We start from the raw sequence: 25,658 nt of genomic DNA, 5'->3' as shown, positions 1-25,658 counted from the left end.
GGTCAGCGCCGCGCCAGGACCTCCTCCTCCGTGGCCACGTCGTCGGCCAGGTCCTTGTTGCGGGTTTCCTGGGCGCACAGGATGGCCACCACGGTGATCAGCGCCGCCGCGATGACGTACAGGGCGATCGGTGTCGCGCTGCCGTAGTCGGCCAGCAGCGCGGTCGCGATCAGCGGCGCCGGAGCGCCGGCGGCCACCGATGAGAACTGCGCACCGATGGAGGCGCCCGAGTAGCGCATCCGGGTGGCGAACATCTCGGAGAAGAACGCCGCCTGCGGCGCGTACATCGCCCCGTGCAGCACCAGTCCCACCGTCACCGCCAGCAGCAGACTGCCGAAGCTCTTGGAGTCGATCAGCGCGAAGAACGGGAACATCCACGCCCCGACGCCCACCGCCCCGATCAGGTAGACCGGTCGGCGGCCGATACGGTCGGACAGCGCGCCCCACGCCGGGATCACCGCGAAGTGCACGGCGGAGGCGATGAGGACGGCGTTGAGCGCGGTCTGCTTGCTGAGCCCGGTCGCCGTCGTCGCGTACACCAGGATGAAGGCGGTGATCACGTAGTAGCTGATGTTCTCCGCCATGCGGGCGCCCATCGCGATCAGCACGTCGCGCCAGTGGTGCCGCAGCACGGCGACCAGCGGCAGCTTCTCCACCTGCGCGGTCTCCGCCTTGCGGGCCTCCGCCCGCGCCAGCGCCGCCTTGAAGACGGGCGACTCGTCCACCGACAGGCGGATCCAGAGGCCGACGATCACCAGCACTCCGGACAGCAGGAATGGCACCCGCCAGCCCCAGGACGTGAACGCCTCCTCGGACAGCAGCGCGGTGAGCGCGGACAGCACCCCGGTCGCCAGCAACTGCCCGGCCGGCGCGCCGGTCTGCGGCCAGGACGCCCAGAACCCGCGCCGCCGGGCGTCCCCGTGCTCCGACACCAGCAGGACGGCCCCGCCCCACTCACCGCCCAGGGCGAAGCCCTGTACCAGCCGCAGCACCGTCAGCAGCACGGGCGCCGCTGTCCCGATGGTGGCGTGTGTCGGCAGCAGCCCGATGGCAAAGGTCGCCCCGCCCATCAGCAACAGGCTCAGCACGAGCAGCTTCTTCCGCCCGAGCCGGTCCCCGTAGTGCCCGAACACCAACGCCCCGAGCGGCCGCGCCGCGAACCCGACGGCGTACGTCAGGAAGGACAGCAGGGTGCCCACCAGCGGATCGGAGCCGGGGAAGAACAGCTTGTTGAACACGAGCGCTGCGGCGGACCCGTACAGGAAGAAGTCGTATTGTCCCCATAGAGGGGTAGTATGTCCACTTGAAGGGCCATAACAGATAATTGCGGCTTATGCCCGTAGGGCTGGCCGCTGTGAGGTACCACCATGGCCACCGCGAAGTCGACGCGACGACGCCCCCAGCTGCAAGATCACCACCCCTCCGTGCATGAGGCGGTGCTGGAGTTCGTCCGCGCCCAGAAGAGTCACGGCGTGCCGCACGGCACCGTGAAGCAGTACCGGCAGGTGAACAACCGGCTCGTCAGCTACTTCCAGGGTCGACAGATCGCCGGGATCACAGCGGATGACCTGGCGCAGTTCCTCTACGGGGAAGGCGGGATCCTGGTCGGGCGCGACCCGAAGACGGGTACGACGTACCGTTCGGCAATCAACGCCCTGTTTCGGTACGCGAAGTTCCGGAAGTGGATCCGCCGAGAAGTCAGATGCCCGACCCCCGTATTCAAAGATCGAACCCCTCAACGTCAAATAGCACCAACGCGGCTCACAGAGGATGAACTGATCTCGCTAATCGAAAGAGCCGAGCATCCTGTGCTACGGGCCATGGTCGCGGTCGCCGTGTCCACAGCACTCCGGATATCTGACATCGTGAAGCTCAAAATCAGAGACGTCGATTTTGAAACCGGCGACATCTACGTCTGGATTCAGAAGACCGGAAGATTCCATCCACTTCCATTGACGCTCGACCTCGAAGAAGAGCTGCGGCGCTACCTTCTCTGGTATACAAGGGAGACAGGGATGACGCCTGCCGCTATGACTTATCTCTTTCCCGGATGGTCCCGGAGGAATGCGACGGGAACTGGATACGTGTACTACGTTCCAGACCCTAGCACTCAAGCCAAGTATTCCTGGTGCACCGAGCGGCTTAAAGGGTTGTTCCTGGATCTCGGGATCATTCTGGAGTCGGGAGAGGCATGGCACACGATCCGGCGATCAGTGGCCCGGATCTATTTCGAACGTCTCCGTGCGGAAGTCTCACATGACCACGCACTTCGAGAGACGATGGTCTTCCTGGGGCACAAGAGCCAAGAAACTACCGAGAAGTACCTCGGTATTCAGGCGGAGATAGAAGCGCGTAACGCGCGGCTTCGCGGTCAGCGGTTTATCGGTCGCTCATCCAGTGTCACGGACATCCGCCAGGCTCGTTGACCAGGCGAGTCAGCAGCTGCGCTCGCTCGTCTTCCGTAAGGCCGGGGAGCGTCTCTATCCGACGTTGCAACCGCTGTCTGCGCTGCTGTCTCAGCCTCCGCTGAATCCTCTCGTCCGACCAGTCGGCCGCTCCCTTGCGGCGCCACGCCTGGGAGGGAAGGCCGTCGCGTCCTGTCCAGAGTCCTGCCATGGGAATCACCTGCCACGTGCGGAGTAGCGGTTCATTGGGTCCCCTGCCTGGATTCGAACCAGGGTCCTCCTCCCCGCGAGGGGAGTGCTCTGCCCATTGAGCTACAGAGGAGGTATTTGGTTGTCGGTGGCGGTGGCCTGCTAGGCGCAGGGCCGTCCGTCCACCGTTGTTCGGTTGCGCCGGCTGCCAAGGACCCCGCGGTGCGGTGCCGACCCCTCGCCCCGAAGGGCTCCGACGGTTTGTCCCGGTTGCCCGGTTCGTCCGTCTAGGTCCATCGTGCGCCCAGCGTGGCAACCGCGCAAGGGTTCTGGGGTAAGAAATCGAAGATCTTTGTATTCGGTCGCAGAGGGTTACTGCATCCAGAGGGCCACTTGCTGAGACAGTCATCTTCGCAAGCAAGTACGCCAGTGATTTTTTGAAGACAAGTGGGGTTGTCTTAAAGGTAGTTGAGGCGAGGCAAATTCTTGCCAGCTCAGAACTCTTGACCCTGTGCACGGGCAAGCGCAGCGTGGTTAGCCAGAGGTGCTAACCAAAGATCCCGCCCTTGTGCAGGGCCCCGCATGACCCGAAGCCGGCGGCGACCCCAACTAGGCCGACGTACATCCCTACAAACGTCGCAAGGAAGTGGACCTAGTGCGCAAGCGTGATCATGACTACTTCAGTGAATGGCTGGAGCGGACCTTGAGAAACGAGAAGATCAGCGGCGGCGAGGTTGCCAAGGCTGTGGGTGTGGCCGAATCGGCGGTCAGCAGGTGGCGCAACGGTCAGGGCGCGCCGTCGATCGACTCGTGCATGCGACTTGCCAACTTCCTGAAAGTGAATCCGATTCGCCTGGCAGTGACAGCCGGTTTGATGCGTGCCCAAGACGTCGGACTGGAACGTCTCCCTCTACCTGAAGATAAAGCGCGGGATGCTCTTGTGAGAGAGCAGGTCATGAAAATGCGAGGGTTGACAGACGAAGAGCGAGTGGCAGTCTTGAAAACGCTAGGCATGGAGGTTGAAAGATGAGGGGTCTCCTGACGCGGCTCTTGTCAGAGGAATACCGTTATCCGGTAGCCCTCGGCTTGGCCCACCTTGGCTGGTGGAGTACCGCCATAGTGGTCGTGCTGCGAGCGGCAGAGATCCTGCCCAGTCAGTACGGCCTCATCACGGTTTGCACAATCGGATTGGCGATAGCCGCCACGCTCGCCCTGATCCGGGTGAGGATCACCAACACTCTCATAGTGGCTCTTCATGCCACGGTCCGTTCGCTGGTCGCCATTTCAGCAAACGCCTTCGTTGACACGTGCATCGTCGGCCTGGACAAACGGGGAAGAATTGAATCAGTCGACCACGCCGACGTGATCGGCTGGGACAACGAGCGCCTGACGGGTGAAGACCTGCAAGCGCTCCTGCGGCCACCGGCTGGTGGCTCCCGATGCATCGAACCGGGCGCGACGGTCAACACCGCCATGGTCAGCCAGGCTGGCGACGTGTTCGACGCGAAGATCTCGGTGGTGTGCCTGGAGTTCGGCGCCCCGGACGGGGACTGCCAGGTCATCGCCACCATCTCACCCCGAAACACCCTGCGAGAATGACATGACCAAGCACGCACGCAAGCATGCACCGCCAACGGCCGGATGGGACCCCCGGATAGCTGCACAGCCGGGGAGCGGATGGGACACGCAGTCGACGGCCCAGCCGCCAGCGATGCCGCCGCGCGAGTTCGCAGCCGCCCAAGAGCAGGTGAGGTCAAGCGAACGGGGCCAGGTCCCTGGGGCGCCTCGAAAGCGCCGCCACATCTTCCTGTGGTTCTTCCTCGCGATACAGGTGATCTTCATCATCTGGTTGATCGTCGGACTGACCTCCGTCGCACAGAGCTACCCCGAGTGCGCCGGGCTCACCGGCCAGGCCCTGGAACTCTGTGAGTCGGAGCAGGCCGGCACCGGTCTCGGCGCCACTGTCGGCGCCGGCTTCATCATCCTGATCTGGGCCGCCGTCGACATCATCCTCGCCATCATGTACGGGCTCTACCGACTCGCAAGGAAGGGGTGGGGCGCAGAGGTGCCACCAATGGTGTGACGCGGCGGCACAGAAAAAGCCCCCTCTCCAGGTAGGTGAGAGGGGGCTTCCGTGTGCCCCGGTCCGTGTACTGCGGGCCGCCCCGGGGCGCATCTGACCTCTTACGTTACCCGCATTTCCACGTCATGGCCATGGATCAACGATTGCGGATCATGGCGCGAAGGACCGGAGATGCTGGCGACGGACGGCTGTCGCCCAGGTCCCGGTACCCCCAGGTCTGGTAGAGCCGGTGGACCTTTCCGTCGCCCGCCTGCGGATTGACCATGAGCGTGACGTACTGCTCGGTGCGCCGGGCGAGGAGCGCGTCGTGCAGGCGCTTTGCCGCTCCGGTGCCGCGCCAGGGTTTCCGTACGCCGATCTCCTTCAGCGCCAGGGCCGGCTGACCCGTGTAGTCCGGACCCGGGAGCGGTTCGATGCGCTTCCACCAACGGTCGTCGTGTTCGACCGTGTTGACGTAGGCGTAGCCGACCGGCTCTTCGCCGTCATAGCCGAGGGTGATCTCGAAGCCGGGCTCCGAGGCGTGCCGGTCAAGCCTTTCGGCGAACGCGGACACGGCGTAGTTCGGCAGGTGGATCAGCTCGGCGCGCACGTCGGCGTACACGTCCAGTAGCGTCTGGCGCTCCGGCCGATCGAGCCGGGTGAGGTGTCGCACCTCTATCGTCATGACCTTCCTCCGATGTCGTTCTGGTACTCGGACCAGGTGCTCGCGGCCTGGGTGCCGGGTGCGGTCGAGGTCAGCTCGGCTCCGAACCGGTGCAGCAGGGCAACCACGCGGGGGTGCTGCGTTGCCGAGTCCGCTGGCACGGCCATGGCGGTGGCGAGAGCCGGCTCCACATCACCCTGTGCCAGCTGGGCTCGCGCCAGGCGCGCAGTCGCGATGGCGCGCGATCGGTGCATGTGCGGTCGGAGCCCTGCGAGGCAGCGGTGACCATGTGCTTCGGCTCGTTCGCAGTCGCCGAGCGTCAGGTAGGCGGACAGGGCCAGGCTGTCCAGCTCGGCCTGGTCGTAGAAGGCGTTCATCCACGCGGGGCGGTACTCGTGGGGGTCGGCCCGCCGCATCGCTTCCTGCGCTTGATCGAATGCCCGGCGGGCAGCGGTAGCGTCTCGGGCGATTCCGTAGATGGCCGCCTGGCGGGCGAGGCCGAGGGAGGCGAACATGGGGTCGCGGCGTGTCAGGGAGAGGCTCCGCGCGACTTCGTTGGCCGCTGCGGCGTCCGAGCTGCGCCCCATGTGACGGTAGAGGGTGCCGGCGTGTGACCAGATGCGGAACTTGATGTACGGGTCGCCCGACATCTCGGCCAGCTGCTGGGCTTCGCGCATGTGCGCCAGGGCGCGGTCGAATCGACGGCCGTCGATGGCCGCCCACATGGCGGAGGAGCGGAAGGCGGCGGCGCAGCCGTACAGCTGGTTGCGGACCCGCTGACTGGCGCCGCCAGTGCGCTGCACCTGAAGTGCCTCGGCGGCGAGGGAGGCGGCTCTCTGCTCGATGCCGAGCTGGCCGCCGTGGCGGTGGTCGCTGGCGATGATCTCTGCGAACCGGTGCTGGAGTCGTTCGACGTCGCGGGTACCGATTCGGTGTGGGCTGGTGGCGGGGGCCATGGTGGCAGCGGCGACGGCTGCCCCGGCGGCCGTGACGAAGCGGCGGCGGTGCACGGATGCCTCCCGAGGGGCTGCGGCAGTGCTAGGTGGTCTAAACCCTAGGTCCGAAACGGCACAGCCGAACACCGCCTCCAGCGCGACGCACGTCTTCGTGGCGGGGCGCTGGGTCTTGCCCGAAAGCAGGTTGTGGATGCTTCGAGCTGTGAAGCTTCCCGGCCTTCCGGTGAGGCGCAGTAGCTCGTCATTCATCTGACCGGCTAACTCTTCGCGCTTAAGACCGAGTTCGCTCATGCGCTTCCGCAACTCCGCGTTCGCTCCCATGCGCTGAAAGTAGTTGGAGAGGCGTAGGGAGCGCCAGACGCAAAGTAATGGGGTTGTAAAGTTTTCCCTCCTGGTGCAGCCACGTGCAGGCACACATTTCCTGTCCCCGGAGCCGGCGGGGGCGTTGACTAAGCACCAACGCCGCTAAGGGCCTTGGTTGGCCACAACGAAGGGGAAGTGAGCCCGCATGGACAGGAGCGAGAACACGGCAGTTCGAAACATCCCGCGCGGCCCCCTCGGAACCGCCGGCGCGATGCGCACCCCGGGCGACCTTCAGCTCGGCGACCTGATCGAGTTCGACGGGCTCTACTACCCGATCGTGGACATGCAGGCGGCGCGCGCCGGGATGAAGGTGCTGCGGTTCGAGGGCCACCCGCCGCACACGATCGACGAACCGATCCTGGCCTACCGCGCGGTCACCTACACGGCCCGCTCCTGTGTCGTTCTCCCGAACCACCAGAGCTACCGGTCATGACTCCCGCGCCGGGGCTGCTCGTCACAAGCTCCCCCGGCGCGGGTCCAGCTCCCGAGGCCCGGCACAGCCCTGTCCATCAAGACGCGGCCTGTGACTGAGGACCATCAGTCCGCCGGACCTCGGGGACGACCACCACCTCGTGCGGGGACGTTAGGGCCTCCGCCGCGCCCCATGCGGTCCCCCGACCGCAACCTCCGCACGGGGTGGTGCTGAACGCCCACCCGGCCGTCCATGTCTTGGGGACGGTACGGCCGGGTGGGTCCGCAAGTGCACGACAGCGCAAGGAATCCCCTGCGCTGCACTCCAAGAGAAGGGTCTCGCCATGACTCTCAAGGAAGCACTCAAGCGCCAGGCTACCCCGATGGGTGGCGAGGACGACCAGCCGGACAACACCGACATCGAGTCCGGCGACGGCAAGGGTGGTTCCGGCTCGCCGGGTCACTGATCACTCAAGCACGATCCCTTTTCGCGAGGTCCCCGGTCCTACCGCCGGGGGCCTCGCCCTTCCCGTTAGGCTCCGCTCATGCCCATGAACCTCCTCGTGGTCGACTGGGACTTCTTCTTCCCCACCCCGATGGCAGGCGGCCCGCCGGTCGAGCACAGCGACCTGTACGCGTGGCCGGTGGCCGACGACGCCGTGCACGTCGAACTGATCTGGCTCCGCCGGGTCCGGAAGTTCCAGGCCGTGGGCATGCCGCTGCCGCGGTGCACCGGATACGAGGGCTTCTGGGACCGGTTCCGGATCTCGCCGCGCGCCAAGGTGTACTACGCCGACTCCAACGCCTGGGCAGGGCACCTCTTCCCCTCGAACCTCGGGGGCGAGGGGCCGTGGAACTACGTGCACCTGTACGACGCCCACCACGACTGCGGCTACCGCAACAACCACAAGTCGTTCGACCAATGGAAGGCCGCAGGCCGTATCGGTGCCGAGAACTGGATGCTGGCCCACTACTGGAACGGGTCCAAGCTGGCCGTCCACTTCCCGCCCTGGCGCGAGTCCATGGAACGGCCGGCGGAATCACCGCTGATCCCGGTCGGCATGACCATCGACGACGGCTCGGCGCCGGAGATCGTCTTCGACGCGGTCTACCTGTGCCGGTCCGGCGCCTGGGTGCCGAGCTGGTGCGACGATCAGTTCAGCGACTTCCTCGAAGCCTGCCCGGCACAGCCGGTGCAGATCCCGCAGAACCGGTGGAATCATCCCCGCCCCGACGTCGTCAGGATGGCGGAGCTGGGCCGCAGCCTCGGCCCCAGGCGCGGCTTCGTCCAGACCGATACCTAAAAGGTCAGTACCTTACCGCCATGACCACAACGCACCACGGTCCCGATGCCCACGCCTCCGTCGTCGTCGCCCGCGATTCGGCAGGGCTGATCGCCATCCTGAGCGCAGACTTTCCCGATCACGGGGGCGAGCACGTGTTCCTTCCGGGCGGGCGTCAGGAGCCGGGCGAGAGTCCGGTCGACTGCGCGCGGAGGGAACTGCTTGAGGAAGCCGGCATCACCGCCGGGGAGTGGGATGCGCTCGGCACGTACGCCATCACCCTCAACAGCCCGGCCCGTGTCTCCCTGTTCCTGGCCCAGGGTCTCACTCTCGGCCCTCAGCAGCTCACCGACACGGAAGAGGGCTTCAAGCTGATGTGGTGGCCGATGGAAGACGCGATCAAGGCAGCCGAGGGCGGGCGATTCCTGCTACAGGGTGGACCGCTGGCGCTCTTCCTTGCGGCACGGCACCTCGGCCCCAGGCGCGGCTTCGTCATCCCCTGAAACGCAAAAAGGCCCCCTCCCCGCCGAAGCAGGGAGGGGGCACAGATTGCCGGGCGCTACCCGGCGCGAGACCGGGATCACCACCTAGGTCAGCCGGCGTCCTTGTTGGGGACGGCGTAGGTCACGCCCAGGGCACCGAGGACGGAGAGAACGACAGTGACGACGTCGCCCGTGTCGAGGGCGCCGTCGGATGTGGCGACGGCGAGCGTGCCGGCCGCGGCAGCGGCAGCAGCAACGATCGCCTTCGCCATGGACGAAAGCCGATAGAGCATGAGGTGTTCTCCTTACGGTCGGTACTTCGACGCCCAGGCGGGCATCGGGCGGCCGACGGAGGCCGGAGCTGAGTCCGGTCCGTTGCCGCGCAGGCCGTTGCGCCCGTTGAAGTAGGCGCTGACCTGGCTCCTGGCGCCGGGGGCCATCTCGCGGTCCCCGATGGCGCAGGCGTGGATGTGCCAGCTGAACCCCTCGGCCGGGCTGCGGACCCAGGCGGCGAAGCCGACCTGGCGCAGCGCCTTCAGCAGGGTGTTGCTGGAGCTGGCGATGTCGACGACGCCGCCGCCGTCGTGGGTGCCGGCGCTGGCGGCGACGCCGGTGCTGTAGCTGCCCTGGGACAGCCGGAAGGTGCCGCCGAATCGTTCCGCCGCCTGCTCCAGCATCACCTTCGTGCGCTGGTTGACGGTACGGCCGCCGTAGGTGGTGCGCCGGTAGTCGTGGGCGGGCTCGCCGGGGGCTGCGGCGGGCGGCTTCGGCGCGGGTGCCGGCGGCGGTGCCGGCTGTGTGGCGCCGCTCTTGGCGTACGCCTCGCGGTGCAGCTCCGCCCACCCCATCGGGCCGATGGCGGGGTCGTTGGGCCGCTCGGCGAACTGGGGGTTGGCCTTGTGGAAGGCGGCGACCGCGGCCTGGGTCCGGGGGCCGTAGTTGTCGGCGAACGGCACACTGGCCGCCATGTACCCGGCCTTCTTCAGCGCCACCTGGAGCGTCCGGGCGGAGGGCCTGGAGCTGTCGGGCCGCAGCCCGGCCGGGAAGGGTGGGGTGAAGGAGGCGGGCTGGGCCGGCGATGCCTGCGGCTTCGGGGCCGGCGCCGCAGGTGCGGGGGCCGGCGCGGGCACGGCCGCGTAGGCGGGTCGGCCGTAGCCGACGATCGTAGAGGCGTCCCGGACGCGGCGGGCGCACCGGTTAGCGGTGTTGCCCTCGATGGTGTACACCTTGGACCCGACGACCTGGGTGACGATCCCGATGTGGTCGATGGCGGCGACGTTGTTGGTGTACGCCCAGTCGAAGAACACGATGTCGCCCCGGGCTATGCCCGCGACGTCGGTGCGCCAGCGGCCTTCGCGCTGGAAGCGCTGGGCGTGGGCGACGGTCCAGGCGTAGTCGGTTCCGAAGCAGACGGCCTTGTGGTTGCCGCTCTGCGCCGCCGCCCAGGTGATCGCCATGTTGCACCAGGCGGCGTTGAGGAACTGGCTGCCGTTGCGTGCGGCGTACCAGCGGGTGGCGACGTTGGGGCGGCCGGCGGTCCCGAGAAGGGACTCCATCTTGGCGATCATGGCTTCACGACTCATCGTCGGTCACCTCCAGCCAGGCGGGCTTGCCGTAGACGCCGTCCTCGTCGGGCTCGCCGAACATCTCGGCCAGCAGGGCTTCCTCGTCGTCCTCGGTGCGGCCTCGGCCCTCCTCGGGCATGCCGCCGAGGTTGAGGGTCTGGATCTCCTGGTCGTCAGGCATCGGCCTTCATCTCCCGCTCGAACGCGGCCAGGGCGCCGCGCAGCCACTGGCGGTAGTAGGTCTCTCGTTCCTGGAGCGCCTGCACGGACGCGGACAGCTCCGACTCGCGGCGTTCCAGGTCGTGGATCTTCCGCTCGCGCTCGGTGTGCGCGGCGGAGACGATGCCGTCGGCCTCGGACTCCGCCTTCGCGATCAGGCGCTCCGCGTTCTGGGTGGCGTCCGTGATGATGCGGTCAGCGTCGATCCGGGCCTCGGCGCGGACGGTGCCGGCTTCGGCATGGGCCTCGGCCACCGTCTGGTCGGCCGTCCGCTGGGCGACGACGAGAAGCTTCTCGACGGTCGCCATGGTCGGTGCCCCGGAGTCGTGGGGTACCGGCGCACGGGCGGCGCGCAGCTCCTTCTCCAGCCGGGCGACGGTCTCGTTGAGGTCGGACATGTCGTCGCTGATCCGGTCCAGGTACTCGTCGACCTCGTCCTGGTCGTAGCCCTCCCGGATCCGGGTGGTGGTGAACTGCTTGGTCTCGATGTCTGCGGGTGTGAGCATGCGGCGCTCCTTCGCGGGTGAAGAGCGACGGCCCTCCGGCACGTAACCGGAGGGCCGTCGACCGGCAGCGGACTGCCGGGTGGTGTTACAGGGAGACCCCGTTGCTGCGGAGCCAGGTGACCGGGTCGAGGAAGTTGCCGGCCGCGAACCTGGGCTGAAGGCGCAGCTCCAGGTGAAGGTGGGGGCCGGTGCTGTTGCCGGTGCTGCCGACGTAGCCGATGACCTGGCCCGGCTTGACCGTCTGGCCGACGCTCACGGTCTTGCCGGACATGTGGGCGTACATCAGGTGCTTGCCGTCGGCCAGCTTGATCTGCACGTTGATGCCGTACGACGACGAGGTGTCGGAAGCGACGACGACGCCGTTGGTGATCGCGTACAGCGGTGTGCCCTGGGGGGCGGTGAAGTCGGTACCGGTGTGGTAGCCGAGCGTGTAGCTGGAGCGCGGGTTGCCGAAGCCCTGGGAGACATGCCCCTTCACGGGCGCGACGAACGACGCCGGGGCCGGGGCCGGGGCGGGCGCCGGCTTCTGCGGTGCGGGATCGGCCGGCTTGGGTGCAGGGGCAGGGGTAGGGCCGGCGCTGTCCGGGAGCGCCAGGACCATGCCGGGCTGGATCATGTTCGGGTTGGGGCCGACGACCGTCTTGTTGGTCGAGTACAGGGCGGCCCACCCGCCCTTGACGTTGTACTTGGCGGCGATCGAGGAGAGGGTTTCGCCCCTGGCGACGGTGTGGGTCTTGGCCGCCGGGGGAGTGGCCGTACCTGTTACCGGTATGCGCAGCACCCAGCCGACCTCGATGCGGTCGGCATGCCGGATCTTGTCGGTGTTGTAGTAGTAGACGACCTCCCAGCCCCGCTCCGCGTTCCCGGCGTTCGTCACCCCGTGCGCCTTGGCGATCTTGTAGAGGGTGTCGCCGGCCTTCACGGTGTACGAGACGAACCGGTCGCCGTGGCCGGAGTCAGGCTTGTCGTCCCCGGCCGGGGGCGGGGTGTCCTTCGGGGGCACGGGCGTCGGCGCCGGAGGCGTCACGGGCGCGGCGGCGTACGGGGTGTTGGACAGGCCCTTGCCGCAGACCGGCCAGGCGCCCTTGCCCTGCGGGCGGAGGTTGCCGTAGCCCTTCCACAGCACGCGCTCGGCGACGGTGATCTGCTGTTCCTTGGTGGCCAGGTGAGCGTTGGACGCAAACTCGTGGCCGCCGTACGCCTTCCACGTCGATGCCGAGAACTGGACGCCGCCGTAGTAGCCGTTGCCGGTGTTGATCGCCCAGTTGCCGGACGACTCGCACTGGGCGGTCACGGCCCATTCGCCAGCGGTGGCCGCCTGGGCGCTGCCGGCGAACGTGGCGGGTATCGCCGCGGTACCGAGAATGAGCGAAGCACCCAAAGCTATGCGTCGCGGGTTGTCGTTCTTCTTGGGCTTCCGGTGCTTACCGTTGCTCATTGCCTTACCTTTCAGAAGAAGTCGACCGTCTCCAGTTCCTCGGGAAGCGGGGGCGGGGGAATGCTGTGACGTGCTAGCTCAAACCGCAGAGTGCGGATATGGCGAATGGCCGACCGGATGATGCCCTGTTGCTTCTCGACCGTGGTCGTCAGCCGGGTCATCTCTTCGCGGTACGACTCCTTGAACTCTTCGAACTGCTCACGGTCGACCTTGCGTTGGTCGACCTCGATGGCCGCCCTCTGAACCTCGCTCGACTTGCGAGCGGTGTAGCGAATGCCCAGATAGGCGAGAACTCCGGTAACACCACCACCGCCGAGGGCCGTGACCAGTGCATCTTGAAGGGCCACGAGAACTACTCCTCCTCCGGCGGCTGCTGACTCTTCGCGGTGTTGCCTGCGGGCCTGTTGAGCGGCGGTTCACCTCTTCCGACGCCGACCATCCCGGAGCCCAGCAGCACGAGTACGGCGTAGCCGATCCAGATCGTCGCTCCGCGCACTCCGACCTCCCAGGGCATGTTCTGGAAGGCCATGGAAAGTAGCGAGTCGACGCCCCAGAAGATCGGGGCGGGGACCGCGGCCATGAATCCGTACTTGTCGAATCCGGGTGGCCAGAAGGCGGTGAAGGTCGCTATGCCGCCGAGGATGAGCTGAACGAGGCCGCACCAGAAGGTGTCTATATGGCCGGCCAGGACGTACATCTGCACTGCTTCGGTCGGCGCCACGATGGTGGACCAGCCCAGCATCAGCTGAATGATGCCGATCGTGAGGAGAAAGCCCCTTCGGTGGCCCAATCCCTTCAGCACTGTCATGCGGTCTCCTCAGAGGAAGTATTCGATGCCGTTGAAGGAGATCCACGACGGTGCTGTCACCGAGTGGCTGTGGCTCGGAATCGAGTGGTCGTGGTCGGCGAAGGCGATCGGGTGGGTGTGCGGGTTGAGGTCTCCGTTGCCGTATCCGTCGCCGGTCGAGTTGGAGAGGTCGACGAGGCTGGTGAATCCGCTGCCGCCGCTGTTGGGTCCGGTGGTGCCGCCGACGACGGTGACCGTGCCGCTGGTGGTGAAGTCGAGCCGCACCGCGACAGCGCCGGTAGCGTCACGGGCGGCCAGGATGGGGCGCACCGAGGAGGGGCGGAAGTCGGTGGCCAGCGCGGTGCTCAGGACCGCGGTGCCCGATCCAACATCGACGCCGCCGCGCCACTGCATCTTCCACGAGCCGTGGTCCATCACCCGGCGGTACTGGACGTCGCCCATGTTGTTGCCGTTGTGGGCCCAGCCGGAGGTGAGGGAGGCGGTCGTCCAACCGCCGGCCGCGGCGCCCGCCAGGTCGGCGACATGCCCGACGGCGAGAAGGTCGGCGCCCTGCTTCTCCAGCAGGACGGTGGTGCCGACCCGGGGGCTGTAGGTGTCCTCGAAGCGGACACCGTCGATGGTGACCGTGGTGTCGCCCGAGATCTGGACGCTGATGGTGGGCGGCGTGGTGGCGGCAGAGACGGCGGTGATGATGCCCTTGCGCTTGGTCATCGGGTCGAAGCCGAGCCGGGCCTGCTTGCCGATCTCTATGGCCAGGTCGCGGACCGCCCAGTGCTGCGTAGCGGCCTGCCGCGCCTGCTGGACTGCCGCGGCAGCCTCTTCGGGGGTGGGCGTGGTCACGGGGCCGCCCCCCTCTGCCGCAGGGTGAGGCTCTGCGTCCCGTCCCGGAGGGGGACGTTGAACGCGTCCACGCTGTAGAGGCCGGCGACGCCCGAGCGGTCGCGGCGCACCTCGACGACGTCTCCGGCCTCGTAGGACGGGTTCACCGTCGCGGTGATGGACAGCTGGCTGGAGGCGCCCAGGACAGCCGCCAGGATGCCCTGTGCGACGGCCTGGGCCTCCTCGTTGGTCTTGACGAGGTTGTCCGAGTGGAACATCGGTACTTCCCCGTACGGCCCGAACCGGTACGTCGGGGAGGTCGGGTTCATGTCCCATGCCTCGCCGCGCACGGGGGGCTTCTCGTCGCCGGGTGATTCCCCGGTGACGATGACGCCGTTGTGTCCGGGCTCGTCCGAGTAGACCCGGGACAGGTCGATCATGGTGCAGCCGTCACCCTCGATGTACGTGAAGTCGGGGGCGGGCAGGGCGTTGATGTCCTCGGGCGGCGCGATGACCAGGCGGCCTTCGACGTCGAAGTAGATCTCGCACCCCATGCTGGTGGCGAGCTGCGTGACTGCCTCCCACGGGTCGTTGCCCGCGTCGAAGAGCAGTGGCGCCGTCGTCGTCAGCGTGGAGGTGATCGCGTCGTACTGGGCGGCAGGGAAGGTCCGCTGAACGATGTGCTTGATCGCCGTGAGGACGTTGGTTCCCGAGGCGATCGTGTAGGGGACGGTGAACTTGTCCCGGGCGATCGTCCGCGACCTGTCGAAGCACTCCAGGTCGATGGTGGGGGAGCCGCCAGTGGTGTCGCTGATGGACGCCTTGGACAACCGGAACACGCCGAGGGGGCAGACCTCCTCGGTGCCGTCGGGGTAGCGCACGCCGCGGTAGGCCCGGAGTTCGGTGCCACGCGGCGTGAGGACTTCGCCGTCCTCGCGAGGGGTGAGGACGCCGAGCGGGTCGACGGAGCTGCACGTGAGCTTGCGGCGGACAGCTGCCGTCCGGTCGATGTCGACGCTTCCCGATACGGCCGGCAGACGGATGGTTTCCAGATCCGGGCTGATCACGTCTACGTACGAGAAGTAGTCGTGTGAGCGCCGGATCGTTTCGTAGAAGCGGTCCGTCTGCCGTGCCATATTCAGTTACTCCTCTGGCGCAACCTCCACGAAGGAGAGCTTCACTTCCCGGATGGGGTCGGACCAGCGCTGCCCTGTCGGCAGCATCGACGACTCAAGGTCACCGACTGGGCGCACCCACCATGAGTGGTCGACGTCGGACTGGAGCAACAGCGTCCGTCGGCTTTCGAGGAGCCGCTTCAGTGCCGCGTAGTCCTCACGCTTGACGTAGACCGAGATGGTGAACATGTCGGCCTTGTAGCCCTCGGTGATCACCAGCGGGTACTTCTCGCCGAGGGGCTGGAAGTGCGCCGCCGTATTGGTGGTGGAGATGCCGATGGCTTCGGTCTTGACCTTCTTCAGCTGAAGGTTCATCGACAGGTCGTGCACGTTCTTCAGCCACCAGCCGAGGTCGGTGAACGTCGCCTCGTCGCTCGGCGGGCCGAAGCCGGAGGCGAACCTGTCGCCGCGCATTCCGTACGACAGGGTCTGCACCCGGTATCGCCGGCTGTGCAGCGGCACGATGGTGTGATCGGTGTAGGACAGCGATCCGGTAGACGGGTCGAACCGGGCCCCGGTCGCCCGCTGAGCCGGGAGCACCTGCCACTCGGCGGGGTAGCCGGTGCCGGAGTCGTCCTGGTACTCGATGAGCGGGGTCGACCAGATCGGGTGCTCCGGCCGGGCGGTCCCGTTCCTCCAGATCGGCTCCTCCTCGTCGGCCGGGGCGCCCAGCATGACGCCGACACGGTCGAACTGGACCGTGTCGTTGACCGCGCGCCCGATGGCGGACAGCCGCGGCCGGATCCTTGTAGTGCCGGCCGGGAGGTTCATCACCGCCCAGCTCTTTGTCCAGACCGAGGAATCGAAGGTGTTGCCGACCGTCGAGACTTCGCTGATCTTCTGGTTGGCCCGGAAGAACTCCAGGGTCAGAACCGGGGTGCCGGTCGAGGAACCGAGGAAGTGCGCGGTCACGGAGACCTTGCTCTGCGCCAGCTCCAGTACCTCGGGCTCAATGTCCGAGATGTCGATCATCCGGTTGGTGTAGGCCGCGACGGTGCCGGCCACCACGGGGTTCGCCGGCTTGATGATGCCGATCCATGACGCCATCGAGTTCGCCGCGCTGCCCGAGCCGGGCGCCATGGTGCCGTACACCGACTGGGTTCCGGTCGCGGCGCTGCCGTTGGAGTCGTAGACCGCGGTACTGAGCCAGGGGTTGGAGCTGCCGTTGGCGTTGTCGACTCGCTCCGTCTCGTTCGGGCCGGGGGCCGGCGGCGAGGAGACGGCCTTGATGATGCCGATCCAGGAGATGGCGGCCGAGTACGACAAGACCTGGAACGTGCCGGACCGGGAGTGGTTGCCGGTGCTGATCTTGGAGTTCGAGTCGTACATCGCCAGGTTGACGGCGTAGTTGTCGTCCAGGCGCTGGGTGCCGTCCGAACGCTCGGCGGTCTCCGTCGAAGTCCAGCTCGGGGTGCCGTTGAACGACAGCTCCCGGGAGGCCGCGAACGCGGTGATGCGCCAGTTGTTCGAGTTGGTGTTGCTCACCGTGGCCGTGGCGATGCTGGAGCCGTTGATGGCCGCGTTCTCGCCCTCGGCCAGGAACTGCTGGCTGGCGTCCAGGCAGTTCCGGTAAGCACTGGCCTGGGTCATCATCGGCGTGGCGTTGGCGCTGAGCGAGCCGGTCCACGAGCTGGGCTCGGAGGAGCCGGCGGTGCGCTTGAACACCGCAAAGGTCAGGATCAGGCTCGACCCCGTCTTGGTGGTCTTCCGCACGAGCGTCCAGCCCGAAGGGGCGGTGACGGTGTTGACCGTGCCTACGCACGAGAACGTGGCCACCATCAGATCACCGGACTGAACACCGGCCGGTTTGTTGATCCGGAAGGTGCTGTTGCCGAACGCCTGACTCGACCACGGAGCCGCCGCCCCGACGAACGCGATGGAGGACGGGTTGCTCGGCGGGGCGATGTTCGCGGTGAAGGTGCCGCCGGAGACGTCGTCGCTGGCGGCGAAGGCCGCGACCCGCCAGGCGTTGGGGTCGGTGTTGTTGACGACCTGCGTCTGGTGGGTGAGCGCGCCGGACGAGTCGGTCTTCACGTTCTCCGCGAGGAACTGCTCATCCGCGTGAGCCGCGCCCGAGTAGGCGACCACGACGGCGGTGCGCCGGCTCGACGACGCGCTCAGGCTGCCGTCGGTCCAGGTGGCGGGGTCGGCGGCCAGGCCGGTCCGCTTCAGGATCCACAGCGCGATGTCCGTGGAGCCGTCATCGACGCTGGCGGTGTTCACGACGTCCCAGCCGGTCGGGGGCGTGATCGTCCCGTGGCTGGTGGAGGTGACGAAGGCCAGCATGAGGTCGTTGTCCGCGAGGCCGGTCGGTTTGTTGAGGGTGTAGTTGGTGCCCGTGGTGGGCGTGGTGAACACCGAGCTGGTCGCGCGGAACGCCAGGCTTCCGGAGACACCGGTGTACGTCATCTGGTTCGTCTTGAGCCCGTGCTTGCCGGTACCGGTAGCAGTGACGCGCTGGGTGGTGGTGGCCGCGTTCGCCTGCACCCACGCGTCCGAGCTGGGCGCCGGGTCGTCGCCCGTCGCCAGGAAGCTCGTCAGCAGGTTGCGGGACTGGTGGCCACCGTCGGACCAGGCCGTGTTGGTGCCGTACATCAGGCCGAGGTGGTCGGCGTAGTGGGCCTCACCCACCGACCCGCAGCCGACGACGGTGATCGCCACTTCGGCCCACTTCGCCGATGCGTGGGTGATGTGGTTGCCAACGAGTTCGGTCCAGGTGGACGTCGCGTCGGTGTCCGAGTCGACGGTCGTGGTGGCCAGCAGCGTCCAGTTCTCGTCGTACTCCTTGACCACGAGGTTCACGGTGCGGGCTGCGGTGCCGGCCTTGAGCTGGGCCCGGACGGTCACCGGAGCGCTCGGCTCGACTTCCACGGCCGTGCTGGTGGCGGTCATGTCGGTGGCGGACGAGGCGGCCATCACCATGGACGCCTCACCGTTGCCGAAGGCGTGGGCGGTGCTCCGGTCCGGGATGCAGTTGGTGCCGACGAACTCGACCGGGTCGGTGGCTATCTCGAAGTCGGCCTGCTGGACGGACAGCAGGTTGCTGCTGTCCCGCATCTTGAGCTGGGCCGAGGAGGTGAAGGAGTCCGGGACGACCGAGGGGACGCCCACGCCGGGGGTGCCGGCGATCCCGGCGTTGTCGTCTCCGGGCACGCCGGGGGCGGGGCCCTGGATCGTGAAGGCGCGGTTGGCCCAGGTGCTCTTGGCGCCGAACTGGCTGTACACGCGGACGTACGTGAAGTAGCTGTCCGGGTTGAGGGAGGTCGGCAGGACGTAGCTGTTGGCCTCACCCTTCACGGTCGTCGCGTAGACCGGCGGGGCCGTGTCGGGGCTGAAGGTGGACGACGCCACCTGGGCCGCAGTGAAGATCCGGTAGTCGGCCTTGAGCTGCGGCTCACCCTCGCCCTGCCGGTACGTCCAGGCGATCGTTGGGGAGGGGGTCATGATCGTGCCGGACGGTGAGGTCACGGTGGCCGTCGGCCGGGTGTGGAAGTTGACCTGGCAGTAGAGCTGGGTGATCCGGATGGCGTCGAACAGGTTGTTCAGGCAGAAGACGCGGAGCCGGAGCTTGTTCAACCGGTGGATGTCCCACGGGAAGCCCAGCGGGTCCCGGGTGTAGGTGCCTACCTCGAAGGTGGTGAACGCGCTCGTCGCGCGCAGCGTGCGCGTGGTGTAGCGGGATGTGTTCTGCGACGAGAGGACGTTGACGGTGACGGAACGCGGGCCGGAGCCCGCGTTCGTCTTCATGCGGATGAACACCGTGATGCTGTCGATGATCGCGCCGTCGGGGAGGTCGGTCACATCGATGGGGAAGGAGACGCCTGCCCCTCCACGGTACGAGGGGCAGATGATGCCGCAGTCGTCGGCGAGGTAGCCGACGGCCTCCCAGATCTTCGTGACGCTCGCCCCGAAGAAGGTCCAGCCGTCGTTCTCCACGTCCCCGTCAGGGAGGATCAGGAAGGACTGCGTCATCGCCCATGTCTCCCTTTTGAGTTGTTGTGCTGTGCGAGGAGGGGCCCCCGAGGGGACCCCTCCCGTTACCTGGTGCCGACCCGCTGCTGGAGCATCCCGCGAAGCTCGGGGATGACCTCGTCCTGGAACTTCTTGACGGCTGCGGTGTCGGTGGGCCCGTTGAAGGTGACGTTGATCGTGATGTCGCCATCGCCCGCGCGAGCGGCAACCTTCACGCCACCCCGGCCGACCAGGACCGTCGGCTGGCGCTCCAGTGCCCCGGTCTCGACTGCGCGCCGGCACACCTTGGAGACGAACGCCTCCAGGCCGCCGGCGTTGCGCAGCATGCCGAGCATCGAATCGACGCCCGACATGCGGCGGCGCACGTCGTGGTTGGGCATGACGCGCTCGCCGCCCCGGAACCACATCAGCTCCGGGCCGTGCTCGCCGACCCAGCTCCAGCCACGGTGGGCGCCCGGCGTTCCCGTGTAGAGGTTGCCGGGGATGCCCAGGCCGGAGCCGCCGCGCTTGAAGTCCTCCAGCTGCCAGCGCGCCTGTGGGGACAGGTCGCTGGCGCCCGAGTACACCGCGTGGATGTGCTCGTTGCCCTGCCATCCCGGGCCCGAGCGGATCCAGGCGGCGAAGCCGTTGGCGTGGAGCTTGGCCAGCAGGCCGGGGTCGGTGGAAGCGATGTCGTAGACACCGCCACCCGCGTGCGTTCCCGCACTGGCCCCGACGCTGGTGCTGTACGGACCCTGAACGATCATGCCCGACGAAACGCCGGCCGCAGCCAGTGCGGCAGCAGCGCTGCCGTTGGCCGCACCCAGCGCCCCGCCGCCACCACCGCTGGCCGCGGCAGCGGCCTGGGCCGCCGCCAGGGCCTCGGCCGCCGCGATGGCAGCCTCGGTCGCCGCGATGAACTCTTCGATCTTGGCGATAGCGGCGTCGAGCTGTTCCACGATGGTGGCGACCATCGAGGTGAACGCCGCCGACACCGCCTCGTTCATCGCCTGGGCCGCGGTCGGCATCGTCGTCTGCATGTGTTCCTCGAACGGCATGACGTTGCCGTCCCGAATCGTGGTCCACTGCTCTGTCGATGTCGTCTGCATGGTGGTCCAGGCGGTGTCCGACGCGGTCTGCATCGTCGTCGCCATCAGGGGCATGGTGGTGCCCTGGTGCAGCTCGGCCTCTGTGAAGGTGGTGTCCCGCATCAGAGCCCACTGCAACGCCGACTGGAGATTCATGTCCAGCCAGGCGGCGTTCGACTTCGTCTGCATCGCCGTGGTCATCAGGGGCATGGTGGTGCCCTGGTGCAGCTCGGCCTCGGCGAACGTCGTGTCCCGCATGAGGCCCCACTGCAAGGCGGACTGGAGGTTCATGTCCAGCCAGGCGCTGTTCGCGGTGTCACGCATGGTGACGTAGGCGGCCGGGATGTCCAGTCCGGTGGACTGGGCCACCAGGCCGGCCTGAGCCTTGATCGACTCCTGTCCGGCCTGCCCGAGCTGCACAACGTGCTCCCAGACGCTCTGGACGACTTCCGCCATCTGCTGGGCCGCCTGGGTGACCCCGAGGAAGCCCTCCTCCTTCAGGCCGCCGAGGTCCCCGGGCAGCGGGGGCATCGCCGGCAGGGTCGGTGCCGCGGTCATGGAGCTGATGATCGCGGCCGTCTTCTTTGCCGGCTCGACGGTCTCCCCACCCCGGAAGTTGACCAGCTCGGGGCCGCGCTCGCCGACCAGGTGGGGGCCGGGCAGGGCGCCCGGCGTGCCGTTGGCGTACGGGCTTCCCGGCACGCTGCCGCCGTATCGCGACTTGATGTACCGGGCAGCCGCGGTCATGTTCGCCAGCGGGTCGAGGATGTTGTTGGGAAGGAACGGATCGCGGTGGGCCGCGAAGGTCGACGGTATTACCTGCATGAGGCCCCGACTGGCCTGCCCCTTGGCCGCGTTGGAGTCCCAGGTGTTGATCGCCATCGGGTTTCCGCCGGACTCGGCCTGCATCAGGGCGAGGAAGCGGGGGAGCTGCGAAGCCGCAAGTCCCGCGCGCGCAAGCGCCTGTGCGGCGAGGCCCGCCCACTGCTGGACGTTCCCCCCACCGCCGCCGCCCATGGCGATTACGGGAGGCGTTGCCGCCGCCGCCTTCTTCATGAGGAAGTCGGGCAGTACGTCTCCGATGAGCTTCTGGCCGAAGCCAGCCGCTATCTTGCTGAACCCACCGCCGCCGCCGAAGTCAGAGATCGACTTCTTGGCATCCGAGAGACCGGTAGCGATGTGCTCCTTGGTGAGCGCAGGCAGAACGAACTGCGCGAGCATCTTGAGCATCGCGCCGGCGGCGCCGCCGACGACTTCCCTGCCCGCCGCCCCGGTGGCAACCCTGGCGGCTGCCTGCGCGGTGGACTTCGCGAGACCCGGACCCACGAAATTGCTAGCGAAGCCGAGAGTGCTCAGCGCGGCATTCAAGGGTCCTTTGGACCGGGGGGCCTCAAGGTCCGGGTTCGTTGAGGAGTCGCCTCCCGTGATAACGCCACCCGGACCGACCACGCCACCGTCGTTGGTGCGGCCGGCAGCGGGGCCGGTGTCGCCACCGCCCCCGCTGCCTCCGCTGAAGAACGAGGCGACGGCCCCACCGATCCCGGACAGAGCGTCCAGGCCGCGATAGACGTTGAGAAGGATCTTGCCGACGTGCGGCGCGATCATCCCCATGATGTCGATGCCGCCACCGCCACCACCGCCACCGACGCCGAGACCAGAGCCGCCGGACCTGAAGCTGGCGACCTGAGCCCGGGCGGGACCGGAGAGCTGGGGGTGGTTCATGAGTACCGCGTGGATGTGCGGAGACATGCCGTGCTCTGGCCCACGGATCCAGGCCGCGAAGCCCGCCGCGTGGAGCCTCGCCAGGACGGCCGGGGACGTGGTGGCGAGGTCGACTGCACCACCGCCAGCGTGAGTACCGGCGGAAAGGGAGCCGTGCGAGAACTCGCCCTGGGTGACCATGCTGAGCGGGACACCCGCGCGAGCGAGTGCCGCCGCCGTCATGCCACCGACGGCGAAGCGCTGCCACCCGAACTGGTCGAAGCTGGCAGCACCACGGCCGGCACCGCGGTGTCCGGCGAACTGCCGGTTGGCGGAGTTGACGAAGCCGGGCCCGCCCAGGCCGCGTACGGCCTCGGGGGTGAGCACGCCTTCGCCCCGGGAGAGGATCGCCGGCACGGTGTCCTTGCCGGGCGCGTAGCCCCGCAGGGCACCGCCGCGGCGAAGGTTCACCGGGCCGCCGTGCGCGAAGCCGATCTCGGGGCACGGCCGCTTCATGGGCTTGACGCCCCCGGGCAGGCCGCCCTTGGCGAAGTGCTGCCACTCGACGACGCCGCCCGTAGCGAACGACGGGAAGTTGACGTTGCCGATCTCGCCGACCGAGACGTTGATCTCCAGGAAGTTGGTGATCTTGTTGAAGCCCCTGATCAGGCCGTTGATGATGCTGATCACGCCGTTGATGGCGCGCTCGATGATTCCGCCGATCGCGTTCCAGACCGTCCGGGCGATGTTTTGCAGGGTGGTCCAGGTGTTCTGCCAGGCGGTACGGATGGCGCCGCTGAAGGTGTCCCAGAGGCGTCGGATCGTGCCGAGGAAGTTGTCCCAGGCGTCCTGGAGGGCGCGCCAGATGTTGCGAGCAGCCGTGCTGATCGCGTTCCAGAAGTTGGTCCAGACGGTGGCCAGGGCGCTGCTGATGGTGTTCCAGATCGTCCGGACCGCGGTGAGGAACGCGCTCCAGGCGGCCTGCATGGCGGTCCAGATGGCCTGAGCCGCCGTTCGCACCGCATTCCAGAAAGCGGTCCATGCGGCCTGTAGGGCGGTGCTTACCGTGGTCCAGATTGTCCGGACGGCCGTGAGGAAGGCGTTCCAGGCCGTTTGCATGGCAGTCCATATGGCCTGGGCTGCGGTGCGGACGGCGTTCCAGAATGCGTCCCACGCTGTCCGGAGGACGGCGCTAGCGGTAGTCCAGATGGTCTGAACAGCCGTCAGGAACGCCTGCCAGGCAGCCCGGATGGCATTCCATATGGCTTCACCCGCGGTCCTGATCGCGTTCCAAACGGCGCTCCAGTTCCCGCTGAGCGCCGCGCTGATCGCGTCCCAGATGGACCGGACGGTCGTGAGAAAAGCATTCCAGGCAGCTCGTAGAGCGTTCCAGACCGCCTCTGCGACAGTGCGGATTCCGTTCCATACCGTCGACCACGCCGCTTGCAGGGCGCCCGATACTGCGGACCACATCGTCTGAAGGACCGAAACGAAAGCCTGCCAGCCGGCTCGCAGGGCGGACCATACGGCTTCAGCGACTGTCCGGATGCCCGTCCATACGGCATTCCATGCGGTGGACAGAGCGGCCGAAACGGTGCTCCATATCGTCTGGAGCGCCATGATGAAAGCGTTCCAGGCGATGCGGAGCGCATTCCAAACAGCTTCCGCCGTGGTCCTGATGACGTTCCATACGGCGCTCCAGGAAGTCGAAAGCGCCACGGACACCGTCGACCAAATCGTCTGGAGAACGCCGACGAAAGTGGTCCAAGCCAGTTGCATTCCCGACCATATGGTCTGGGCGACGTTCTGTATCAGCCCCCATACCGTATTCCAGGCGGTGGAGAGGAGGGGGGAGACGGTATTCCAGGCGGTCACGAACGCGTTGACAACCGCATTCCACGCGATCTGGAGTGCGCCCCAGACGGTATCTGCAACGAGCTTGATTCCGTTCCAGACCGTGGTCCAGATCGGGCCGAGGTTGTTCGCCAGCCAGACAACCTTGTCGACGACCCAGCCAAGAGCATCAGCGAAGCCCGCGACGAGCTGAACCCCGATGATGAGGGCCTGGACGAAGACGCCGAGAATGACGCCCGCTATCTGACCGATCAGCGACCAGAGCGGCTGAAGCTTCGCGTTCAGTTCGCCGAACTTCTGGATCAGGGGCTGTAGGTGCTGCTCCCACAGCAGCTTGAGGGCCTGGCCAAGCTCGGCCACCTTGTTCCGGAAGAACTCGGAGTGCTGCCAGGCAAGGATGATGAGAGAAACGGCCGCGCCGATGATTCCGCCCAGGCGGAGGATCAGGGGCAGCAGCCGGCCGATGACACCGAACAGGCCGCCACCGCCGCCCAGGCCGAGGCGCAGAAGACCGAGCGGGATCAGAAGCCCGGACCAGGCGCCCTTCAGGGCGACGAAGCCCGCGACCAGCGCCATGAGCACGCCCGGCGGAAGAGATGCAGCCATGCGCGCGAGAGCTGTCGCCAGGGCCAGAGCGCTGGGGGCCAGCTTGACGGCGGCTGCCCAGATGTTCGCCAGCAGCTGTCCGAGTGCGCTGAAGAACTCCCTGACTTGTGGTGCGTGCTCCCGCACGTAGGCGAGGAAGCGCTGAAACCCGCCCTCTTGGGCCCACTTGGCGAGCGCCGCGGCGCCCTTCTCCAGGACTTGGGCGATCTCCAGGCCCAGCGGGGCGAAGGCGCGGAAGCCGATGCCCAGGAAGGTGAGCACCGAACGGCCAGCGTTCAGGAGAGAGTTGAGGGCCGGGACCCCGTACGTCAGGACGTACTGAATGAACCGGTCGAACCCCTGGCCCGACATCCACTTCTTGAAGCCTTCGGCAATCTCGTTGATGGCCGGCGCGACCGCCCTGACGACGGGGGGAAGCTTCGCGAATCCGGCGGCAAGCCCTTCGACCGCCTTGGTGGCGATGGGCAGAGTCGTGCTCTGCGTGAGCGTGATGAACCGCTGGTAGGAGTCGTTGAGCTGCACCATCGCCGTGAGGAATGCACGCTGCGCGGGAGGGGCGGCCCGGAGGGCGTTGTTGAACTGGTCCTGAAGCTTGTTGACCTTGGCGAGCTGCTGCTCGTACTGCTTCGTGCCGGGGGTCATCTGGCTCAGGACGGTCTTCGCCTGGACCAATTCCTTGTAGAGGTGGCCGATCGACGAGTTGAAGCCCATCGTGCGCTGAATGGCGCCCGCCATTGCCATGCCGAATATGCCCAGGGCGCTGCCTGCCGCTACGCCCATCGAAGTGAGACCGCCCGCTGCTGCTGTCGCTGCGGCGCCTATGGGTATGAGCCCGGGAAGTACGGCGACGCGAAGCGCACCGGCCAGACCTGTGAATCCCCTGGCGACCAGGCTGACGCTGCGGTCGAAACTCCGCATCGCTGTCGACAGCTGGTCCACCGGCCCGCGTGCGTTGCGGAAGCTGTTGCCCATGTTCTGTGCGGCGGCCTGCATGCGTGCGTCCATGGCCGCGACCTGGCTTCGCAGCATGGCAATTTGCCGCTGGGCTTCCCGCACTCCCGAACCGTTGAACCGGCTGAAGATGCTGATTCCCATATTCGTGATGACGGCCAC

At 67.3% G+C, this 25,658-nt stretch carries 21 protein-coding genes, 1 tRNA gene and 1 pseudogene; 8 read left to right on the top strand and 15 right to left on the bottom strand.

The window, feature by feature from the left end; all coding sequences use genetic code 11:
* Positions 1-2 precede the first annotated feature (2 nt).
* A pseudogene (locus tag ACF08D_RS19015) lies at positions 3-1,295 on the bottom strand (MFS transporter); the annotation flags it as partial.
* 72 nt (positions 1,296-1,367) lie between these two features.
* Here ACF08D_RS19015 and ACF08D_RS19010 point away from each other — a divergent pair.
* The gene (locus ACF08D_RS19010; RefSeq protein ID WP_392223865.1) at positions 1,368-2,426 is read left to right on the top strand and encodes a tyrosine-type recombinase/integrase; all 1,059 of its coding nucleotides are present in this window, start codon (positions 1,368-1,370) and stop codon (positions 2,424-2,426) included.
* Positions 2,427-2,651: 225 nt separating this feature from the next.
* Here the strand turns inward: ACF08D_RS19010 and ACF08D_RS19005 are convergent.
* A tRNA-Ala gene (locus ACF08D_RS19005) sits at positions 2,652-2,727 on the bottom strand.
* Positions 2,728-3,249: 522 nt separating this feature from the next.
* Here ACF08D_RS19005 and ACF08D_RS19000 point away from each other — a divergent pair.
* From ACF08D_RS19000 to ACF08D_RS18990, 3 genes are read left to right on the top strand one after another with little or no spacing between them, the layout of a single operon-like run.
* Positions 3,250-3,624: a helix-turn-helix domain-containing protein gene (locus ACF08D_RS19000; protein WP_392223864.1), complete on the top strand. Its 375-nt coding sequence runs from the start codon at positions 3,250-3,252 to the stop codon at positions 3,622-3,624.
* Complete coding sequence (locus ACF08D_RS18995) at positions 3,621-4,193, top strand: hypothetical protein (protein WP_392223863.1); 573 nt, start codon at positions 3,621-3,623, stop codon at positions 4,191-4,193. Before ACF08D_RS19000 ends, ACF08D_RS18995 begins: the two co-directional genes overlap by 4 nt.
* A gap of 1 nt (position 4,194) precedes the next feature.
* The gene (locus tag ACF08D_RS18990) at positions 4,195-4,677 is read left to right on the top strand and encodes a hypothetical protein (protein ID WP_392223862.1); all 483 of its coding nucleotides are present in this window, start codon (positions 4,195-4,197) and stop codon (positions 4,675-4,677) included.
* Between the two features lie 136 nt (positions 4,678-4,813).
* Here ACF08D_RS18990 and ACF08D_RS18985 read toward each other — a convergent pair whose 3' ends face one another.
* Both ACF08D_RS18985 and ACF08D_RS18980 read right to left on the bottom strand, forming a co-directional pair.
* Positions 4,814-5,341 carry a GNAT family N-acetyltransferase gene (locus tag ACF08D_RS18985; RefSeq protein ID WP_392223861.1) on the bottom strand — a complete coding sequence of 176 codons (528 nt, stop codon included), beginning with the start codon at positions 5,339-5,341 and terminating at the stop codon, positions 4,814-4,816.
* Entirely contained in the window at positions 5,338-6,597 is a 1,260-nt protein-coding gene (locus ACF08D_RS18980) for an XRE family transcriptional regulator (protein ID WP_392223860.1), read from the bottom strand. The genes ACF08D_RS18985 and ACF08D_RS18980 overlap by 4 nt, the downstream gene beginning before the upstream one ends.
* Positions 6,598-6,784: 187 nt before the next feature.
* Between ACF08D_RS18980 and ACF08D_RS18975 the strand changes: the two genes are divergently transcribed.
* The 4 genes from ACF08D_RS18975 (at position 6,785) to ACF08D_RS18960 (ending at position 8,836) form a co-directional block, all read left to right on the top strand.
* A complete protein-coding gene (locus ACF08D_RS18975) occupies positions 6,785-7,072 on the top strand; it encodes a hypothetical protein (RefSeq protein ID WP_392223859.1) in 288 nt (95 codons plus the stop codon).
* Between the two features lie 322 nt (positions 7,073-7,394).
* Positions 7,395-7,517: a hypothetical protein gene (locus ACF08D_RS18970; RefSeq protein ID WP_392223858.1), complete on the top strand. Its 123-nt coding sequence runs from the start codon at positions 7,395-7,397 to the stop codon at positions 7,515-7,517.
* 78 nt (positions 7,518-7,595) lie between these two features.
* Positions 7,596-8,354, top strand: coding sequence for a hypothetical protein (locus ACF08D_RS18965; protein WP_392223857.1), 759 nt, complete (start codon positions 7,596-7,598; stop codon positions 8,352-8,354).
* Positions 8,355-8,374: 20 nt separating this feature from the next.
* Positions 8,375-8,836, top strand: a complete 462-nt coding sequence (locus tag ACF08D_RS18960; protein WP_392223856.1) for an NUDIX hydrolase — start codon at positions 8,375-8,377, stop codon at positions 8,834-8,836.
* 89 nt (positions 8,837-8,925) lie between these two features.
* Here ACF08D_RS18960 and ACF08D_RS18955 read toward each other — a convergent pair whose 3' ends face one another.
* The 11 genes from ACF08D_RS18955 to ACF08D_RS18905 form a co-directional block, all read right to left on the bottom strand.
* The gene (locus tag ACF08D_RS18955) at positions 8,926-9,108 is read right to left on the bottom strand and encodes a hypothetical protein (RefSeq protein ID WP_392223855.1); all 183 of its coding nucleotides are present in this window, start codon (positions 9,106-9,108) and stop codon (positions 8,926-8,928) included.
* A gap of 12 nt (positions 9,109-9,120) precedes the next feature.
* Positions 9,121-10,398, bottom strand: coding sequence for a CHAP domain-containing protein (locus tag ACF08D_RS18950; protein WP_392223854.1), 1,278 nt, complete (start codon positions 10,396-10,398; stop codon positions 9,121-9,123).
* Positions 10,388-10,561, bottom strand: coding sequence for a hypothetical protein (locus ACF08D_RS18945; RefSeq protein ID WP_392223853.1), 174 nt, complete (start codon positions 10,559-10,561; stop codon positions 10,388-10,390). The genes ACF08D_RS18950 and ACF08D_RS18945 overlap by 11 nt, the downstream gene beginning before the upstream one ends.
* Positions 10,554-11,105: a DivIVA domain-containing protein gene (locus ACF08D_RS18940; protein ID WP_392223852.1), complete on the bottom strand. Its 552-nt coding sequence runs from the start codon at positions 11,103-11,105 to the stop codon at positions 10,554-10,556. Before ACF08D_RS18940 ends, ACF08D_RS18945 begins: the two co-directional genes overlap by 8 nt.
* Before the next feature lie 85 nt (positions 11,106-11,190).
* Entirely contained in the window at positions 11,191-12,543 is a 1,353-nt protein-coding gene (locus ACF08D_RS18935; RefSeq protein WP_392223851.1) for a transglycosylase family protein, read from the bottom strand.
* Positions 12,544-12,554: 11 nt separating this feature from the next.
* A complete protein-coding gene (locus ACF08D_RS18930) occupies positions 12,555-12,890 on the bottom strand; it encodes a hypothetical protein (RefSeq protein ID WP_392223850.1) in 336 nt (111 codons plus the stop codon).
* 5 nt (positions 12,891-12,895) lie between these two features.
* Positions 12,896-13,351, bottom strand: a complete 456-nt coding sequence (locus tag ACF08D_RS18925) for a hypothetical protein (RefSeq protein WP_392223849.1) — start codon at positions 13,349-13,351, stop codon at positions 12,896-12,898.
* A gap of 9 nt (positions 13,352-13,360) precedes the next feature.
* Entirely contained in the window at positions 13,361-14,191 is an 831-nt protein-coding gene (locus ACF08D_RS18920; protein ID WP_392223848.1) for a hypothetical protein, read from the bottom strand.
* Positions 14,188-15,306, bottom strand: coding sequence for a DUF5047 domain-containing protein (locus tag ACF08D_RS18915; RefSeq protein WP_392223847.1), 1,119 nt, complete (start codon positions 15,304-15,306; stop codon positions 14,188-14,190). Before ACF08D_RS18915 ends, ACF08D_RS18920 begins: the two co-directional genes overlap by 4 nt.
* A 6-nt stretch (positions 15,307-15,312) precedes the next feature.
* Positions 15,313-19,317, bottom strand: coding sequence for a hypothetical protein (locus tag ACF08D_RS18910; protein WP_392223846.1), 4,005 nt, complete (start codon positions 19,315-19,317; stop codon positions 15,313-15,315).
* A gap of 65 nt (positions 19,318-19,382) precedes the next feature.
* Positions 19,383-25,658, bottom strand: coding sequence for a transglycosylase SLT domain-containing protein (locus ACF08D_RS18905; protein WP_392223845.1), 6,276 nt, complete (start codon positions 25,656-25,658; stop codon positions 19,383-19,385).

The sequence above is a fragment of the Streptomyces sp. NPDC015131 genome, from assembly GCF_043079975.1.
Classification (GTDB): Bacteria; Actinomycetota; Actinomycetes; order Streptomycetales; family Streptomycetaceae; genus Streptomyces.
The sequence above is the reverse complement of the archived record's forward strand: the minus strand, read 5'-3'. Positions and strand labels throughout refer to the sequence as shown.